This window comes from Streptomyces sp. NPDC001980, assembly GCF_040296885.1.
Lineage (GTDB): Bacteria > Actinomycetota > Actinomycetes > Streptomycetales > Streptomycetaceae > Streptomyces.
In genome coordinates this window covers 1-17,872 of record NZ_JBEOYD010000085.1, presented here as the reverse complement: position 1 = coordinate 17,872, position 17,872 = coordinate 1, and the positions used below count along the sequence as shown (strand labels likewise).

The window sequence follows — 17,872 nt, the reverse complement described above, 5'->3', positions numbered from 1 at the left end:
GCCGGCCAGCACCCCGCCCAGAGCCAGCACGGCGGCGGGGGCGCCGGCGGCGACCAGCGTCACCAGGAGGGCCACCGCGAGCGGCCCCGGACCCCCTCTCGCCTCACCTCACGTAGTGGTACGCCTCCTGCGCGCCCCCGGCCGCCGCTCACTCGGCCGCGTCACCGGATCCCCGGCCTCCAGCGCGCTCGCGCGCCTCCGCAGACCGAACTCCGCCAGCGCCTCCACCAGCTTCGCGGCCGACGGCTCCGGAGCCATCACGTCCACCCGCAGCCCGTGCTCCTCGGCCGTCTTGGCCGTGGCGGGCCCGATACAGGCGATCACCGTCACGTTGTGCGGCTTCCCGGCGATACCCACCAGGTTCCGCACGGTCGACGACGACGTGAAGAGCACCGCGTCGAAGCCGCCGCCCTTGATCGCCTCCCGGGTGTCGGCCGGCGGCGGCGACGCCCGCACGGTCCGGTAGGCGGTCACGTCGTCCACCTCCCAGCCCAGCTCGATGAGCCCGGCGACCAGCGTCTCGGTGGCGATGTCGGCCCGCGGCAGAAACACCCGGTCGATCGGGTCGAAGACCGGGTCGTACGGCGGCCAGTCCTCCAGGAGTCCTGCGGCGCTCTGCTCGCCGCTCGGCACCAGGTCCGGCTTCACGCCGAAGGCGACCAGCGCCTTCGCGGTCTGCTCGCCCACCGCGGCGACCTTGATGCCCGCGAAGGCCCGGGCATCGAGCCCGTACTCCTCGAACTTCTCCCGGACCGCCTTCACCGCGTTGACCGACGTGAAGGCGATCCACTCGTAGCGCCCGGTGACGAGCCCCTTGACGGCCCGCTCCATCTGCTGGGGCGTGCGCGGCGGCTCGACGGCGATCGTCGGCACCTCGTGCGGCACGGCCCCGTACGACCGCAACTGGTCGGAGAGGGACGCCGCCTGCTCCTTCGTACGCGGCACGAGCACCTTCCAGCCGAACAGCGGCTTGGACTCGAACCACGACAACTGGTCGCGCTGCGCGGCGGCGGACCGCTCACCGACCACGGCTATCACCGGCCGGCCGCCGTCCGGCGAGGGCAGCACCTTCGCCTGCTTCAGGGTCTGCGCGATGGTGCCGAGGGTGGCGGTCCAGGTGCGCTGCCGGGTCGTCGTACCGGCGACGGTGACCGTCAGCGGGGTGTCCGGCTTGCGGCCGGCGGCGACCAGTTCCCCGGCGGCCGCGGCCACCGAGTCGAGGGTCGTCGACACGACCACCGTGCCGTCCGAGGCACCGACCTCGGTCCAGCACCGGTCCGAGGCGGTACGGGCGTCGACGAAGCGGACGTCCGCGCCCTGCGCGTCCCGCAGCGGCACACCGGCGTACGCCGGCACCCCCACCGCGGCCGCGACCCCGGGCACGACCTCGAACGGCACACCCGCGGCCACGCAGGCGAGCATTTCCTCGGTCGCGTACGTATCAAGTCCCGGGTCCCCGGACACCGCACGGACGACCCGCCTGCCACCCCGCGCGGCCTCCATGACAAGATGAGCCGCATCCCGCACGGGCGGGAGGGAAGCGGTTGTTGACACACCGTCAACAACCGTGAGTTGAGGCGTGCCTGTGCCCGGATACGGGTCCGACGACGGATCCGGATTCGTGGCCACGACGGAGACGCCCTGCCTGGCGTGGCTTCTGATCACGTCGAGCACGTCGTGCTCGGCGACCAGGACGTCCGCGCTGGACAGTGCCTCCACGGCACGCAAGGTCAGCAGTCCCGGATCCCCGGGTCCGGCACCCAGGAAGGTGACGTGCCCGTGTTCCAGGCCGGCGGGAAGGTTGGTGGGGCTCACTGTGCTCGCTCCCCCATCAGACCGGCCGCGCCCTGGGCAAGCATCTCGGTGGCGAGTTCGCGACCGAGCGCCGTCGCCTGGTCGTATGTCTCGGGCACGGGACCGGTGGTGGACATCTGCACCGTCCGGGTGCCGTCGGTCGTGCCGACGACGGCCCGCAGGCGCATTTCCTTGACAATCTGCCCGTCGGCCAGAAGGTCGGCAAGCGCGCCCACAGGGGCGGAGCAGCCGGCCTCCAGGGCGGCGAGCAGTGATCGCTCGGCGGTCACGGCGACCCGCGTGAACGGGTCGTCGAGTTCCCCGAGCAGGGCGATGAGCTCCGCGTTGTCCGCGGCGCACTCGATCGCCAGTGCCCCCTGGCCGGGGGCGGGCAGAACCGTGTCGACCGACAGGAAGTCGGTCACCTCGTCGATGCGGCCGATGCGGCTCAGGCCGGCCGCCGCCAGCACCACGGCATCGAGCTCGCCGTCGTGCACGTATCCGATCCGGGTGTCGACGTTCCCCCGGATCGGCACGGTCTCGATGTCCAGCCCGTGCGAGCGCGCGTACGCGTTCAGCTGCGCCGCCCGGCGCGGCGAACCGGTGCCGATGCGGGCCCCGCGCGGCAGGTCGGTGAACTTCAGCGCGTCCCGGGCGACGATCACGTCCCGCGGGTCCTCGCGCACCGGTACGGCGGCCAGGACCAGGTCGGCGGGCTGGGTGGTCGGGAGGTCCTTGAGCGAGTGAACCGCGAAGTCGACCTCGCCGCGCAGCAGCGCGTCCCGCAGGGCGGTCACGAAGACACCCGTGCCGCCGATCTGTGCGAGGTGCTCGCGGGAGGTGTCGCCGTAGGTGGTGATCTCGACCAGCTCGACGGGCCGTCCGGTCACCCGGCTCACGGCTTCCGCCACCTGTCCGGACTGGGCCAGGGCGAGTCTGGATCGCCTGGTTCCCAGTCGCAATGGAATGTCACTCATGCCGGTCGGTCCTTCTTGTCTGTGCTGTCCACGGCCCGGGAGACGGCGGCCACCGTCTCGGGGTCGAGGTCGAACAGGGTCCGCAGCGCGTCCGCGTACCCGGCGCCGCCGGGCTCGGCCGCGAGCTGCTTGACCCGTACGGTCGGCGCGTGCAGCAGCTTGTCGACGACCCGGTGCACGGCCTGCCGGATCTCTCCGCGCTGCCGGTCGTCCAGGTCGGGCAGCCGCCCGTCGAGCCGTGCGATCTCGCCCGCGACGACGTCGGCGGCCATCGTCCGCAGGGCCACGACGGTGGGCGTGATGTGCGCCGCCCGCTGGGCCGCGCCGAAGGCGGCGACCTCGTCCGAAACGATCCGCCGCACCTGGTCCACGTCGGCCGCCATCGGCGCGTCCGCGGACGCCTCCGCCAGCGACTCGATGTCCACAAGCCGCACCCCGGCCAGCCGGTGCACGGCCGCGTCGATGTCGCGGGGCATGGCGAGGTCGAGGAGGAAGAGCGCGGGAGCGGGCCGGGCGAACCCGGCGACCGGCTCCGGCCTGCGCCGCTCCGGGATCCGGCCGACCCGGGCGGCGGCCGCGGCCAGCGCCCCGATCAGCTCGGCCTCGGCCTCGGGGGTACGACGGCCGGTTTCCCGGATGTCGACGGTCCCGTTGTCCACCCAGGCCGCGTGCTGCTCCAGCTCGGCCGCGGCCATCCCGGCGACGGCGGCCTCCCCCATGACGGAGAAACCACTCTGCTCGGCGGTGAGGTCGAGCGGGCAGTTGTCGTCGGTGCCGAGCCCGGCGGCGGGGCCGGTGGCGGCGGGCAGCTGCTTCGGCGCCTGCGGTACGTCGATCTCGGCGACGGGCTCACCCGTACGGCCCTCGACCGCCTCCGCAACCGTCTCCGCGGTCAGCACCAGCCCGGTCGCCCCCGTGCAGGAGACGGCGACGTCGGCACGTGTCAGCTCGCCCGGCACCGACTCCATCGGTACCGCGCGGGCCACCACGTGCGCGTCGTCGTCGTTCAGGATCTGCGCGAGCCGCTCCGCACGGTCGTACGTGCGGTTCGCGACGACGATCTCCGCGACCCCCGCCCGCGCCAGCGTGGCGGCGGCCAGCGAGGACATCGATCCGGCGCCGATGACCAGCGCCTTCTTGCCCCTGGCCCATTCCTGCACATCGCCGCCGGCGGCCAGCTGTTCCAGCCCGAAGGTGACCAGGGACTGTCCGGCCCGGTCGATCCCGGTCTCGGAGTGGGCGCGCTTGCCGACCCGCAGCCCCTGCTGGAACAGGTCGTTCATCAGCCGCCCGGCGCTGTGCAGCTCCTGCGCGCGGGCCAGGGAGTCCTTGAGCTGCGCGAGGATCTGTCCCTCGCCGACGACCATCGAGTCGAGCCCGCAGGCCACCGAGAACAGGTGGTGGACGGCCCGGTCCTCGTAGTGCACATAGAGATAGGGGGTGAGCTCGTCCAGCCCGACCCCGCTGTGCTGAGCGAGCAGTGTGGACAGCTCGGCGACCCCGGCGTGGAACTTGTCCACGTCGGCGTAGAGCTCGATGCGGTTGCAGGTGGCGAGGACCGCGGCCTCGGTGGCCGGCTCGGCGGCGACCGTGTCCTGGGCTAGCTTGACCTGGGCGTCCGCGCTGAGCGCGGCCCGCTCCAGGACGCTGACCGGGGCGCTGCGGTGGCTCAGCCCGACGACGAGGAGACTCATGCCGGCATCACGGCGGGTACGTCCCCGTCGGGCCCCTGCTCGCCGGCGTCCTGGTTCGCCGCGACGGGCGCGGCCGCCGCCTCGTGCTCCTCGCCGGCCTTGCGCTGCTCGTGGAAGGCGAGGATCTGCAGCTCGATGGAGAGGTCGACCTTGCGTACGTCGACGCCGTCCGGGACGGACAGCACGGTCGGCGCGAAGTTCAGGATGGAGGTGACCCCGGCGGCCACCAGCCGGTCGCAGACCTGCTGGGCGACGCCCGGCGGGGTGGTGATCACGCCGATGGAGACGCCGTTGTCGGAGATGATCTTCTCCAGGTCGTCGCTGTGCTGCACGGCGATCCCGGCGACCTGCCGTCCGGTCATCGCCGGATCGGCGTCGATCAGGGAGGCGACCCGGAAGCCACGGGAGGCGAACCCGCCGTAGTTGGCGAGGGCGGCGCCCAGATTTCCGATACCGACGATCACAACCGGCCAGTCCTGGGTCAGGCCCAGCTCACGGGAGATCTGGTAGACGAGATACTCGACGTCGTAGCCGACACCGCGCGTTCCGTACGAACCCAGGTAGGAGAAGTCCTTGCGCAGCTTCGCGGAGTTGACCCCCGCGGCGGCGGCCAGCTCCTCCGAGGAGACCGTGGGGACCGAGCGCTCCGACAGTGCGGTCAGAGCGCGGAGGTACAGCGGAAGCCGGGCGACGGTGGCCTCGGGGATCCCTCGGCTGCGGGTCGCCGGTCGGTGAGTTCGGCCAGTTGCCACGGTGCTCCAACGGGTTGAGCGGGGCTGCGGACGGTCACACGTACCCAGACCGCCCCGTCGACAGCAGGCTATGTCTTTGTGAACGCGTGCACAAAGATGGTGTCCGATTTGCCCGGCCAACGTGACCGGGGTCACGCACGCTCGGCGCGCCCGCACGGGATCGGCGCAGACGCGCCCACGCTCCCTCTCCAATGGGGGCAAAATCGTACACACTCCTCACGAATCCCGCCCCCGAGACCAAGCCGCCGTCGATCCTAAGCGAATTTTCCAGCCGGTTTGGACTAGTCGGTCAGTGCCTTGCGGAGCCGTGCCTCGTTCACGCGCCAGAAGGTGTGCTGTTCGCCGTCGACGAGTACCACCGGGATCTGTTCCCAGTAGAGATCGTGAAGCTGCGAATCCTGGGTGATGTCCTTCTGCTCCCAGGGCACTCCGAGATCACCGCACACCTTCTCGACCACGACCTGTGCGTCATCACACAGATGGCAGCCGGGTTTACGGATGAGGGTGACCGATCGCGCACTCGGCGCGGGCGCCTTCCGGCCAAAGAGGGGACTCATGACGTCCATTGTCCCGCCCCTGGGAGGGCATGTCCGCCGTCTTCTGCACGGGTTCTTCGCCTTGTTTAACGACCCGGTCGCGGAGTGTTCACACCGAGCCAACTCCCGTGACTCCGGAACTCCCGAACAAACTGGCTATGCTCACGACATGGCCGCTCTCGGATGGCTCACTCCCCGTAGGCGCTCCGCCACGGCGCGGAGCGTGTTGGCAGGCGAGGCCTCGGCGGAGGCCGCGCGCAAGAACCAGGAAGCGACGGCGCCGCCCGCCGAGCAGGCCGCGGAGCCGGACTTCCCGGTGCTCGGCGACGACAAGGCCGCCGCGTTCTTCGACCTGGACAACACCGTCATGCAGGGCGCCGCCATCTTCCACTTCGGCCGCGGCCTGTACAAACGGAAGTTCTTCGAGACCCGCGACCTCGCCAGGTTCGCCTGGCAGCAGGCCTGGTTCCGGCTGGCCGGCGTCGAGGACCCCGAGCACATGCAGGACGCCCGCGACTCCGCCCTCTCCATCGTCAAGGGCCACCGCGTCGCCGAGCTCCAGACCATCGGCGAGGAGATCTACGACGAGTACATGGCCGAGCGCATCTGGCCCGGCACCCGCGCCCTCGCCCAGGCCCACCTGGACGCGGGCCAGAAGGTGTGGCTCGTCACGGCGGCCCCGGTGGAGATCGCCGGCGTGATCGCCCGCCGGCTGGGCCTGACCGGCGCGCTGGGCACGGTCGCCGAGTCGGTGGACGGCGTCTACACGGGCAAGCTGGTCGGCGAGCCCCTGCACGGCCCCGCCAAGGCGGAGGCGGTCCGCGCCCTGGCCGCCGCCGAGGGCCTCGACCTCTCCCGCTGCGCGGCCTACAGCGACTCCCACAACGACATCCCGATGCTCTCCCTGGTCGGCCACCCCTACGCCATCAACCCGGACACGAAGCTGCGCAAACACGCCCGCGAACTGGACTGGCGCCTGCGCGACTACCGCACGGGACGCAAGGCGGCGAAGGTGGGCATCCCCGCGGCGGCGGGGGTCGGCGCGGTGGCCGGCGGCACGGCGGCCGCGATCGCGCTGAGCCGACGGCGCCGGTAGGCACGACCGGCGGAGTACCGCCGTAGGACCGCGGCCCGGTTTCCGGCTGCGGGTAGTCGAGGGTTGCTCGCGCAGTTCCTCGCGCCTCTTACGGGGCGCTGCCCAGCCGCCCCCTTTCCGTTACTCAGCTGCGGGCAGGCGTGCCGCAGGGCGGCACGGGTGGGCGATGGGGGTCCCCCCGCTCGAGCGAAGCCGAGAGTGGGGGAGGCACCCTGCCGGCGCCGGTAAGCGTCCCCACCCCCGCCCCCCTGCACGCGCCCGGAATTATCGCGCCGTCACCCCAACACGCCCCGCACATCGCCGAAACCCGCACGTTTTCGTTCAACAACCGGTCACTCTATGGCTCTTGAGCTACCTCCAAACGGTTACAGAAGCGACGCAATCGATGATTTGAGCAACTCGGTGTAGCAGTGCCTGCACGAAGCGTTATTCTCCTCAGACGCAAACCGGTTCCCCTCCGTCGCTACGACGGGTGAAAGGTTCCGTACTGCACGTGATGGAAGCTCTGCCTCTGGGAGTCCCGTGTACCCACACGTCGGGGTTGACGCCTCGGGCCTGGCTACGCTGCGCGCAACAGTCGCGACGGTCAAAGAGACGCTGCGCGGCCTTGTCCCGACCGCGTACGCCGTCCCCGCCTTCGCCGCCGCCGCCCCCGTCGGCCCGTGCTACGCACTGGCCGACGGCATGGAACAGGTGCCGGCGCGCAGCGCCGTCGTCGAGGGCCGCCGGTCCGGCGACGGAAGGGGCGTGGGCAGACGCGGCCGCACCGCCGGTGCCGGCACCGGTGCCACCACCGCCCGCCGCCCGGCCGCAGACAGCGACAGCGCCCGGATGATGGACCTCGTGGAGCGCGCCCAGGCCGGCGAGGCCGACGCCTTCGGCCGCCTCTACGACCAGTACAGCGACACCGTGTACCGCTACATCTACTACCGCGTCGGCGGCAGGGCGACCGCCGAGGACCTGACGAGCGAGACGTTCCTGCGTGCGCTCCGAAGGATCGGCACCTTCACCTGGCAGGGCCGCGACTTCGGCGCCTGGCTGGTCACGATCGCCCGCAACCTGGTCGCCGACCACTTCAAGTCGAGCCGCTTCCGGCTGGAGGTCACCACCGGCGAGATGCTCGACGCCAACGAGGTCGAGCGCTCCCCCGAGGACTCCGTCCTGGAGTCCCTCTCCAACGCGGCCCTGCTCGACGCCGTACGACGCCTCAACCCCCAGCAGCAGGAGTGCGTGACGCTCCGCTTCCTCCAGGGCCTCTCGGTCGCCGAGACCGCCCGCGTGATGGGCAAGAACGAGGGCGCCATCAAGACCCTCCAGTACCGGGCCGTGCGCACCCTCGCCCGGCTCCTCCCGGACGACGCCCGCTGAACCGGCAACCCTGGGCGACGTCCAACTCACGCTCCGTCAAAGCGCGTTGCCTTTTGCAGCCGATCACCGGCCGTCCGTAACCCAAGTGCCGAGCCGCTCGTTGTGCGGGATACAGGCTCCCTGTGGTCACGTCCGACCAGACCCCGATCACCCGATCGTGTGGACTGGTCGGGGGCGTGCAACCCTCAGGACCCCCTGGGGAGTCGACCGTCATGACGAGAGGAGGTGCCGCCAGTGATCGCGAACGTATCGGCCCACCGGCGGGCGAACGCCTTCGCCCAGGCCCTGGAGGAGCAGCCCGACCGGGACCCGGCGGCCGAGCCGTCCGGAGGACCGACAGGCGATCCGCCGGCCGCCCCGAACCGGGCCGAACGGACCGAGCAGGGCGAGCTGTTGGCCCTGGCGACCGGGCTCGCCGAGCTGCCCAAGCCGGAGCTCGACCCGGAGGTCAAGGTCGTCCAGCGGGCCCAGCTGGTGGCCGCTATGGAGGCCATGCTGGCGGAGGGCACCCTGGGCGGGGCGGCGGACGCTTCGGTACCCGAGCAGCGGGCGTCCCGAGCCAAGGGCGCACATCGGGCCAGCCCACTGGGCAAGTTGCGGCCGCGTTCCCGGCTCACCAAGGGGCTCGCCGCGGGCGGCCTGAGCGTCGGCGTGGCCGCCGGAGCCTTCGGCGGGGTCGCCGCCGCCAGCTCCGACGCCCTGCCCGGCGACTCCCTGTACGGCCTCAAACGCGGCATCGAGGACTTCAAGCTCAACTATCTGTCCGACGGCGACGACCAGCGCGGCCAGACCTACCTCGACCAGGCCTCGACCAGGCTGATGGAGGCCCGTCGGCTGATGGACCGGGGCCGCGGCGGCCACCTCGACCACGAGTCGATCGGCGAGATCCGCCGCACCCTGTCCGGGATGCAGCACGACGTCACCGAGGGCCACCGGCTGCTCCACGAGGCGTACGAGCGCGACCCGGACTCGCTGGGCCCCATCCAGGCCCTGTCCGTCTTCGCCCAGTCCCACCGCGAGGCCTGGGGCGCGCTGCGCAGCAAGCTCCCGGTCCAGCTCGGGGACGTCAGCCAGCAGGTGTCGTCGGTCTTCGACGCCATAGACCAAGAGGTCGCCCCGCTGCAGTCCCTGCTCCCCCAGCCGTCCCAGAACACCGGCGGCAGCGGCAGGCAGGACTCCGGCACGGCGTCCACCGGCTCCTCCGGCAGCCACCGGTCGACGGCCCCGTCCTCCTCCGGCAGCTCCTCCTCGGGCCACGACACCGGCACCGGCAGCCCCAGCGGCTCGGCCTCCGGCAGCGCCGACAACGGCCTGATCGGCGGCACCACGGGCGGCCTGCTCGATCCCCCGAAAACCGGTTCGAGCACCCCGTCCCCGTCCAAGAGCGCATCCAGCGCACCGGACGTCACCCTGCCCCCGCTCCTGCCCGGTCTCCTGCCGGGCCTGGGCATCGACAGCGAGGACAGCAGCAACTGATCAACCCCCGCGCCCCCAAGGCGGCGAAGCCGCCGTTTTGGGGGCGCGGGGCTGTATCCGATATGCGGCTCCGCCGCGTGGGCGCGACCAGCCCCCACCGGCCCGCACACAACACTCAACGCATCGCAGCTCAGAAGAAAACCGACCTCCGCTGCACAAGCAACTTGTACAGCGTGTGCTGAATCTGCTCCCGCACCTGATCCGTCAGGTTGAACATCAGCATCGGATCCTCGGCCGCCTCCGGCGGATAGCCGTCCGTACGGATCGGCTCCCCGAACTGAATCGTCCACTTCGTCGGCAACGGCACCGCCCCCAGCGGCCCCAGCCACGGAAACGTCGGCGTCAGCGGGAAATACGGAATCCCCAGCACCCGCGCCAGCGTCTTCGCGTTGCCGATCATCGGGTAGATCTCCTCGGCCCCCACGATCGAGCAGGGAATGATCGGTACCCCCTGCCGCAGCGCGGTGGACACGAACCCGCCCCGCCCGAACCGCTGCAGCTTGTACCGCTCGCCGAACGGCTTCCCGATGCCCTTGAACCCCTCCGGCATCACCCCGACCAGCTCGCCCTGGGCCAGCAGCCGTTCGGCATCCTCCGCGCACGCGAGCGTGTGCCCGAGCTTCCGCGCCAGTTCGTTCACCACCGGCAGCACGAAGACCAGGTCCGCCGCGAGCAGCCTGAGGTGACGATTCGCCGGGTGCCGGTCGTGCACGGCGACCTGCATCATCAGCCCGTCCAGCGGCAGCGTCCCGGAGTGGTTGGCGACGATCAGCGCACCACCGTGCGCCGGGATGTTCTCCATGCCCTTCACGTCGACGCGGAAGTACTTCTCGTACACCGGCCGCAGCAGGGACATCAGGACCTGGTCGGTCAGCTCCTCGTCGTACCCGAAGTCGTCGACCTCGTACTCCCCGGTCAGCCGCCGCCGCAGGAACGCGAGTCCGCGTGCGACACGCTGTTCCAGGCCGGCCTCGTCGTGCGGCGGCTGCTTCACGCCCGTCTCAGGGTTCTCCCGGGTCACATGCACATCTTCCTGCGCGGGGATCCGCCCGGCGAGAGGCTGGACCTCACGCACCACCGCGGACTCGCGCACCGCCGCAGGCTCGCGCACCGCCGCCTGCTCGCCGCCGCCCTTGCGCCGGCTCCCCGCACCCCGGCGCCGGGCGGCCGGCCGCTGCACGGCAGCCCCGCGGGACCGGTCGTCGTCGAACGGAATGACCTTGGCGTCCGCCATCGTTGCTGCGCTCCTCAGTTGGCGCTCTGGGTCGGGTTCTGCGTCGGGGTCTCCGCCGGCGCCCGCCCACCGCTCAGGGCGGGCAGCGCGGCGATCCGGTCGACGGCCGCGGCCACGGCCTGGGGCGGCAGCAGACCCGGGGCCTGGGCACGCACGAAGTCCGCGAAGGTCTCCGCCGTCGTGTACCTCGGCCGGAACCCCAGCGTCTCGCGCATCTGGACGGTGTCCACCACCCGGCCGTGCGTCAGCAGCCGGATCTGCTCGGGCGAGAAGTCGCTCATGCCGAGCGTCCGCACCAGGGACCCGGCCCAGGTGACCGCCGGCAGCAGCAGCGGCACGGTGGGCCGCCCCAGCCGCCGCGAGCACTGCGAGAGCAACAGCACCCCGTCACCCGCGATGTTGAACGTGCCGCTGTTCAGCGTCCCCCGCTCCGGCTCGTGCGAGGCGATCCGCAGCACCTCGATCACGTCGTCCTCGTGCACGAACTGCAGCCGCGGGTCGTATCCGAGGACGGTGGGCAGCACGGGCAGCGAGAAATAGGACGCGAGCGGAGTATCCGCGGTCGGCCCGAGGATATTGGCGAACCGCAGCACGCACACCGCCACGTCGGGCCGCCTCCTGGCGAACCCCCGCACATACCCCTCCACCTCCACCGTGTCTTTCGCGAACCCCCCACTGGGCAGGGATTTCGGCGGGGTGGTCTCGGTGAAGACGGCCGGGTCCTTCGGCGCGGAGCCGTACACGTTCGTACTGGACTTGATCACCAGCCGCTTGACGTTCGGCGACTTCTGGCAGGCGCCGAGCAGCTGCATGGTCCCGATGACATTGGTCTCTTTGACGGTGGCCCGGCTCCCGCTGCCCAGCGGCGTCCCGGTCACGTCCATGTGGACGACGGTGTCGGCGCCGCTCTCGGCCAGCACCCGGGCGATGGTCGGCTGCCGGATGTCGGTCTGGATGAAGTCCGCCCCGCCCAGATGATGCTCCGGCGGCACCGCGTCCACGGCGACCACCCGGTCCACCTCGGGGTCACGCTGAATACGCCGTACGAACCGGCCCCCGAGTTGACGGGCCACTCCGGTCACGAGCACGACCTTCCCCAAGATCAGCGCCTTTCTTCCGTGTTCCCGTATGCGGGCCAACTTAGCGGGTTGATGTTGCGCTGGCATGACCCCCAGCAGGCCACGACAAGCCGCAACGGCCGGAAAATGCAGTGGCCCCCCACCGTACTGGTGGGGGGCCACAGACAAGCTCTCGCGGCTCGGCGCCGTAATTACTTCTTGTTACGACGCTGAACACGCGTGCGCTTGAGCAGCTTGCGGTGCTTCTTCTTGGCCATCCGCTTGCGCCGCTTCTTGATAACAGAGCCCACGACTACCCTCGCTCACTTCTCATCACTCGGTGCTGGGCATCATGGGCCCATACGACCTACGAGGGGCTAGCCTACCCGCCCGAGCGCTGAGGTCGTAATCGAGGTGCCCCGGGACGAATCCCGGAACGGCCGTCAGGCGGTCTCCACCCCCACATAGCTCTCGCGAAGGTACTCGTGTACCGCTTGTTCGGGAACGCGGAAGGACCGCCCCACCCGAATCGCGGGCAGATGACCGCTGTGCACCAGCCGGTACACGGTCATCTTCGACACTCGCATCACCGCGGCGACCTCCGCCACGGTAAGGAACACAACCTCGTTCAGAGGCCTCTCGCCAGCTGCCATGACACACCTGAACCTTCCGCACTCGACGGGCCACCGGCTTCCCCTTCCGGTGACTCTTCGTCGTTGCGTGCTCACTCCCCAATGTAGGGGCGGGTGATGCGAGTGGGGAAGAGGTGCACCCATCGGCGGCCTACTGTGACAGACACGCTCGATTGAGTACGTAGCGGGTAAGCGGCGTGTAGCAATCAGACCGCACGCCGTCATCAACCGGAACGGCGACGGACACCACCCCCTCGACCTCCCCGACAAAGAGCGCAGGGTCATCCGTATCCGCAAGACCAATGGCCTCAAACCCCAGCTGACCTGCACCGCAGACCCACCCATGGTCCCCGACCACCAGCTCCGGCAAGGGCCCGCCACCCCCCGCCGCCGCATCGAGCGCCACCCGAACCGGCAGCGGCGAATGCGTGTGCGCACCCGGCGCACAACCGGGGCGTTCACGGCCCACTTCTCTCACGAACCCGACACCTCGTACGTAATCGAGGTTGCACGTACGTAGACCGAACCGGGTCGTTATGTCGACACAGTGGCCCTGCGCGGGGGTGAGGACCTCACACCCCGCCGCCGACAGCGCGTCCGCGAGACCGGCGTAGAACCCGATCAGCCGATGCGGATGCCCGGTCCCGAACAACACGGCAGCCCGCCGCCGGGCCGCCGCCCCCACCCGCTCGGCGAACGCATCCAGCCCGGCGACCGTCAAGTCAGGATCGATCACATCATGCCCTGAAACACACCGAGGATCGTCCGAAACCCCACACTTGGCAGCCATCAACCGAATCAACTCCGCCTCGCCCCACCCCCCTTGCGGATCAATCCCGATCAACACCCGAGGATCCCGCGCCGCGAACAACCGATAACTCCGCAGACTCCGCTCCCGCGAGGTCCCCACCACCCCCGCCAGCCCGGCAGCCACCAAATAGGCCCGAAGCCCACCACCACTCACCACACCAGAGATGCTGACGCCCCCCACCCCACCAGACCCCCAGAACAGACAAAAACCGCACAGTCGGCCTAACGCACCGGAGGAAGACGGCCGGTCGACACCCCCTCCAGCCCGTCTGGGGGTACCCCCTCTGGGGGAGTTTGAGGACGAGGCCGTTCAGTCCGAAGCGGGGGTCCGGGGGTGGCAACCCCCGAAACGGACGGCCGCAACCGGGGGGCGAAGGGGGCCCACCCCCTGGAGGACGGGACGGGTAGGGGCAGCGGGGGCGAGAAAACCCCTACGCCAGCAACCCCCGCAGCGGAAACACGGCCCGCCGCGTCGCCAGCACCGCCTGATCCAAGCGATCAGCGGGGTCGTACCCCGCCTCCCACCCCGCCCACCCCACCGGCCACCGCCCATCCGTCATCCGCCCAGGCCCCAACTGCCGAGTCCGAGCAAAAACCTCCTGCCGCCACCCCTCAGGCACCAGCGCCTCAGGCGCAACCTCCCGCCCCGCCGCAATCCCCACCAGATGCGTCCACGACCGCGGCACGACATCCACCACCTCGTACCCACCCCCACCCAACGCGACCCACTTCCCCCCGGCGTACTCGTGCGCCAGCTCATGACACGCCACCTGCACCGCCCGCTGCGCATCCAGCGAAACAGCCAGATGAGCCAGCGGATCCTCGAAATGCGTGTCGGCACCGTGCTGCGTCACCAGCACCTGCGGCCGGAAGTCGGCGACCAGCTCCGGCACGACGGCGTGGAACGCCCGCACCCACCCCGCGTCCCCGGTCCCCGCCGGCAGCGCCACGTTCACCGCGGAGCCCTCCCCCGCCCCGGACCCGACCTCCTCCGGCCACCCGGTCTGCGGGAACAACGTACGGGGATGCTCGTGCAGCGAGATCGTCAGGACCCGCGGGTCCTCCCAGAACGCGGCCTGCACCCCGTCCCCGTGATGCACGTCCACATCCACGTACGCGACCCGCTCGGCCCCCAGCTCCAGCAACCGCGCGATGGCGAGCGAAGCGTCGTTGTAGATGCAGAACCCGGACGCCGCCCCCGGCATCGCATGGTGCAACCCACCCGCGAAGTTCACGGCGTGGTCGGCGTCCCCCCGCCACACCGCCTCGGCGGCCCCCACCGACTGCCCGGCGATCAGCGCCGACACCTCGTGCATCCCGGCGAAGGCGGGATCGTCCATCGTCCCCAGCCCGTACGACTGGTCGGCCGCCGCCGGATCCGCCGAGGCCGCCTTCACGGCCTCGATGTAGTCCTCCCGGTGCACCAGCCGCAGCGTCGACTCGCCGGCCGGCTTCGCCGCGACGACATCCACCACCCGGTCGAGCCCGAAGGCACTGATCAGACTCCGGGTCAACGCCAGCCGGACCGGATCCATCGGATGACCCGGACCGAAGTCATAGCCCGTTACTGCCTCGTCCCACATCAGCTGTGCGCGGCCGCTCATGCCCGCCACCGTATCGGTCCGACCTGGTCGCGAACGAACGGGCGTACACCAATGTCACCAGCACCAACACCATCGGGACCAGCATCGCCCCGCGATAACTCCACGCATCGCCGAGCGCTCCCACCAACGGCGAACCGATCAGGAACCCGACGTAGTTGAAGATGTTCAGCCGAGCGATGGCCGCATCCGAAGCCCCCGGAAACAGCCGCCCCGCCGCCGCGAAGGTCTGCGGAACCAGCACGCACAACCCCAGCCCCAGCAGAGTGAACCCGGCCATGCCGACCCATGCCCCCGGCGCCGCCGCCACCACCGCGAACCCGGCGGCCGCCACCACCGCCCCCAGCCGTACGACGGGTACGGCACCGAACCGCCGTACCCCGAAGTCCCCGATGCCCCGCCCGACCAGCGTGGTCACCATGTACACGTTGTACGGCACGGTGGCGAGCTGCTCACTGCTCCCCAGCACGTCCTTCAGGTACTTCGCACTCCAGTTGGAGACGGTCGAGTCCCCGATGTAGGCGAAGGTCATCACCAGACACAGCGGCAGCAGCATCTTGAAGACGACACCGCCCGCACCTCCACCGGCAGCCTCTTCCTCCACCGGCGCGGGATCACCGTCCACGTACCAACGGCTCCCCACCAGCGCGGCCGGCAGCAGCACCGCGACCACCGGCAGATACGACACCCACAGCGCCAGATGCCAGTGCGCCCCCACCCAGGCCAGCGAGGCCCCGAGGATGCCGCCCAGGCTGTACGCCGCATGGAAGCTGAGCATGATGCTGCGCCCGTACGTCCGCTGCAGGCTCACCCCGAGCATGTTCATCGAGGCGTCCAGCGCACCGACGGCCAGGCCGAACGCGGCCAGCGCCACCGCCAGCTCGGCCATCACCCCGCCGGACCCGACCCCGAGCAGCGCCAGCATCACCACGGGCTGGGACCAGCGCAGCAGCCGACTGGGCCGTATTCGCTTCACCAACTGCTCGGTGGTGACACTGCCGACGCCGGCCAGGATCGGCACGGCAGCGAGAAAGACCGGCAGCAGCGCGTCGGAGACGCCGTACCGGTCCTGGATCGCGGGGATGCGCGTCACCAGCAGCGCGAAGGTGGCGCCCTGAGTGAAGAAGCTGAACGCCAGCGAGGCCCTACCGCGCCGCAGCACATCTGTCATGGCGGCGAGCGTAGGGCCCCGACGTACTCGTGGGTAGATCCAGCCAAAGATGAATTTCCTTCAGCTTTACCTTCCGGCCGCTCAGGCGGCGACCGCGAGCTCCTGTTCCTGCTTCTGCGCGGCTTCCTGACGCTTCACCTCGTCGGTGATCAGGCACGCCATCGGCTCGGCGGCCGCCCCACCGCAGATCACCATGCCGAGGCTGATCGCCACGACCAGGAGGAGCGAGCTCAGCCAGACCATGGTGGCCACGGGGATCGTGTAGGCGCCGACGACCCGGGCGACGCACTCCACCACCAGCACCAGACCCCAGATCACGGAGAAGACCCGCTCCTTGCGCAGGAACTCCGCCGACCGGGCCGCGCTCCCGGACGCCAGCCGCTCCCAGGCTGCCTCCCGCGCCGCGTCCCCCTTGAGCAGGAAGGGCTTCAGCCCCGCCGTCATCATCGGCCGGCCCAGCGCCACCGACACCAGGATGCCGATCCCGACGGTGCTGCTGACCGCACCGTCCTTGGCGAGCATGAGCCGCGGGTCACCGGTGACGAAGCTGAGCGCCAGCCCGACCACGTTGACGACCAGGATCAGCGCCGCCAGCCCGTTGACCCGGCGCTCCTTCGCCACACTCCAGACCGTCCGCACGGCCGGCACCACGCTGCTCCAGGCGAGCGCCGCGAAGGTGCTCATCCCGAAGGCCCCCTTGAAGAAGTAGTACGACCCGAGAGGCACCGCCACATCCACGATCAGCGGCCGGAGGTTGTCCAGCACGCTGGGCTGCTGCTTGCTCTGGGACCCGGTGCTCGTCGTCTTCGTCATGCCCTCAGCTTCGCGTCCGGCCGGGGTCCCCCAGTAGAAACGAACGTCCGGAGCTCGGCATGACAATTGTCAGCGCCGCCGTCATGCCCCCGGTCATTCCAGCAGGTCAGCCAACTGCCCCATGTCGGAGAAGAGTTGAGTGGCGCCCTGCAGCCTGTCGGCCGGCGTCATGGCCGTGAACCCGTACACGTCCATCCCGGCCGCCACAGCCGCCTGCACCCCCAGCGGGCTGTCCTCCACGACGGCACACCGCCCCGGCTCGGCCCCCATCCGCTCCGCCGCGTACAGAAACAGATCCGGCGCCGGCTTACCCCGCCCCACATCCTGCGAACTGAAGATCCGCGACTCGTCGAACCACCGGTCGAGCCCGGTCGTCCGATGCCCCACCCGAATCCGCTCATGGCTCCCCGACGACGCGACGCAGTACGGCACCCCGTCCGCCGCCAGCTGCTCCAGCACCCCCGCGACCCCCGACACGGGCTTCAACTCCTCCTCGAAGGCGGCGAACACACGCCCGTGGAAGACGTCGTCGAAGTCGTCCGGCAGCCGCTGCCCGGTCCGCTCCAGGACGAGGTCGTGCACCCGATGCATCGCGGACCCCATGTAGTCCCGTATGGAGTCCTCGTACGAGGTCGGGTGCCCCAACTCGGTGAGATAGGCGGCCAGGAGCCGGTTGGAGATGGGTTCACTGTCGACAAGGACGCCGTCGTTGTCGAAGATAACGAGGTCGTAGCGCATACCCCGAGCTTAAACGCACCCGTAAAAGCAGAAAGGCCCACGCCAATGGCGTGGGCCTTTCCTAATATTTGTTCGGCGGTGTCCTACTCTCCCACAGGGTCCCCCCTGCAGTACCATCGGCG

General features: G+C 70.4%; 17 protein-coding genes. 3 read left to right on the top strand and 14 right to left on the bottom strand.

All coding sequences use genetic code 11. The features are described from left to right. Nucleotides 1-108 precede the first annotated feature (108 nt). The 5 genes from ABT137_RS50230 to ABT137_RS50210 form a co-directional block, all read right to left on the bottom strand. Nucleotides 109-1,815, bottom strand: a complete 1,707-nt coding sequence (locus tag ABT137_RS50230) for a bifunctional uroporphyrinogen-III C-methyltransferase/uroporphyrinogen-III synthase (RefSeq protein WP_351720608.1) — start codon at nt 1,813-1,815, stop codon at nt 109-111. Beyond that, nucleotides 1,812-2,771, bottom strand: coding sequence for a hydroxymethylbilane synthase (gene hemC, locus ABT137_RS50225; protein ID WP_351720606.1), 960 nt, complete (start codon nt 2,769-2,771; stop codon nt 1,812-1,814). Before hemC ends, ABT137_RS50230 begins: the two co-directional genes overlap by 4 nt. Continuing rightward, nucleotides 2,768-4,465, bottom strand: coding sequence for a glutamyl-tRNA reductase (locus tag ABT137_RS50220; protein ID WP_351720604.1), 1,698 nt, complete (start codon nt 4,463-4,465; stop codon nt 2,768-2,770). Before ABT137_RS50220 ends, hemC begins: the two co-directional genes overlap by 4 nt. After that, the gene (locus ABT137_RS50215) at nt 4,462-5,217 is read right to left on the bottom strand and encodes a redox-sensing transcriptional repressor Rex (protein ID WP_351720602.1); all 756 of its coding nucleotides are present in this window, start codon (nt 5,215-5,217) and stop codon (nt 4,462-4,464) included. The genes ABT137_RS50220 and ABT137_RS50215 overlap by 4 nt, the downstream gene beginning before the upstream one ends. Nucleotides 5,218-5,498: 281 nt before the next feature. Beyond that, nucleotides 5,499-5,774 (bottom strand): glutaredoxin family protein, encoded by a 276-nt coding sequence (locus ABT137_RS50210; RefSeq protein WP_351720600.1) that lies wholly within the window; start codon nt 5,772-5,774, stop codon nt 5,499-5,501. Between the two features lie 148 nt (nt 5,775-5,922). Between ABT137_RS50210 and ABT137_RS50205 the strand changes: the two genes are divergently transcribed. The 3 genes from ABT137_RS50205 (at nt 5,923) to ABT137_RS50195 (ending at nt 9,693) form a co-directional block, all read left to right on the top strand. Continuing rightward, entirely contained in the window at nt 5,923-6,849 is a 927-nt protein-coding gene (locus tag ABT137_RS50205) for an HAD family hydrolase (protein WP_351720598.1), read from the top strand. Between the two features lie 522 nt (nt 6,850-7,371). Beyond that, a complete protein-coding gene (locus ABT137_RS50200; RefSeq protein WP_351720596.1) occupies nt 7,372-8,217 on the top strand; it encodes an ECF subfamily RNA polymerase sigma factor, BldN family in 846 nt (281 codons plus the stop codon). 234 nt (nt 8,218-8,451) lie between these two features. Then, nucleotides 8,452-9,693: a DUF5667 domain-containing protein gene (locus tag ABT137_RS50195; protein WP_351720594.1), complete on the top strand. Its 1,242-nt coding sequence runs from the start codon at nt 8,452-8,454 to the stop codon at nt 9,691-9,693. Between the two features lie 130 nt (nt 9,694-9,823). Here the strand turns inward: ABT137_RS50195 and ABT137_RS50190 are convergent, their stop codons facing one another. The 9 genes from ABT137_RS50190 to ABT137_RS50150 form a co-directional block, all read right to left on the bottom strand. Continuing rightward, a complete protein-coding gene (locus ABT137_RS50190; RefSeq protein WP_351720591.1) occupies nt 9,824-10,927 on the bottom strand; it encodes a lysophospholipid acyltransferase family protein in 1,104 nt (367 codons plus the stop codon). Between the two features lie 14 nt (nt 10,928-10,941). After that, a complete protein-coding gene (locus ABT137_RS50185; RefSeq protein WP_351720589.1) occupies nt 10,942-12,027 on the bottom strand; it encodes an NAD-dependent epimerase/dehydratase family protein in 1,086 nt (361 codons plus the stop codon). 170 nt (nt 12,028-12,197) lie between these two features. Further along, nucleotides 12,198-12,296, bottom strand: coding sequence for a 30S ribosomal protein bS22 (locus ABT137_RS50180; protein ID WP_003948845.1), 99 nt, complete (start codon nt 12,294-12,296; stop codon nt 12,198-12,200). A gap of 132 nt (nt 12,297-12,428) precedes the next feature. Next, nucleotides 12,429-12,638 (bottom strand): helix-turn-helix domain-containing protein, encoded by a 210-nt coding sequence (locus tag ABT137_RS50175; protein WP_067299677.1) that lies wholly within the window; start codon nt 12,636-12,638, stop codon nt 12,429-12,431. 130 nt (nt 12,639-12,768) lie between these two features. Then, nucleotides 12,769-13,584 carry a phosphatase gene (locus ABT137_RS50170; protein ID WP_351720587.1) on the bottom strand — a complete coding sequence of 272 codons (816 nt, stop codon included), beginning with the start codon at nt 13,582-13,584 and terminating at the stop codon, nt 12,769-12,771. Between the two features lie 274 nt (nt 13,585-13,858). Beyond that, on the bottom strand, nt 13,859-15,031 hold the full coding sequence (locus tag ABT137_RS50165; RefSeq protein ID WP_351720585.1) for an acetoin utilization protein AcuC: 1,173 nt from the start codon (nt 15,029-15,031) through the stop codon (nt 13,859-13,861). Next, entirely contained in the window at nt 14,982-16,199 is a 1,218-nt protein-coding gene (locus ABT137_RS50160; protein WP_351720582.1) for an MFS transporter, read from the bottom strand. Before ABT137_RS50160 ends, ABT137_RS50165 begins: the two co-directional genes overlap by 50 nt. A gap of 81 nt (nt 16,200-16,280) precedes the next feature. Continuing rightward, the gene (locus ABT137_RS50155) at nt 16,281-17,012 is read right to left on the bottom strand and encodes a VC0807 family protein (RefSeq protein ID WP_351720580.1); all 732 of its coding nucleotides are present in this window, start codon (nt 17,010-17,012) and stop codon (nt 16,281-16,283) included. Between the two features lie 93 nt (nt 17,013-17,105). After that, nucleotides 17,106-17,750 (bottom strand): HAD family hydrolase, encoded by a 645-nt coding sequence (locus ABT137_RS50150; protein WP_351720578.1) that lies wholly within the window; start codon nt 17,748-17,750, stop codon nt 17,106-17,108. Nucleotides 17,751-17,872 lie beyond the last annotated feature (122 nt).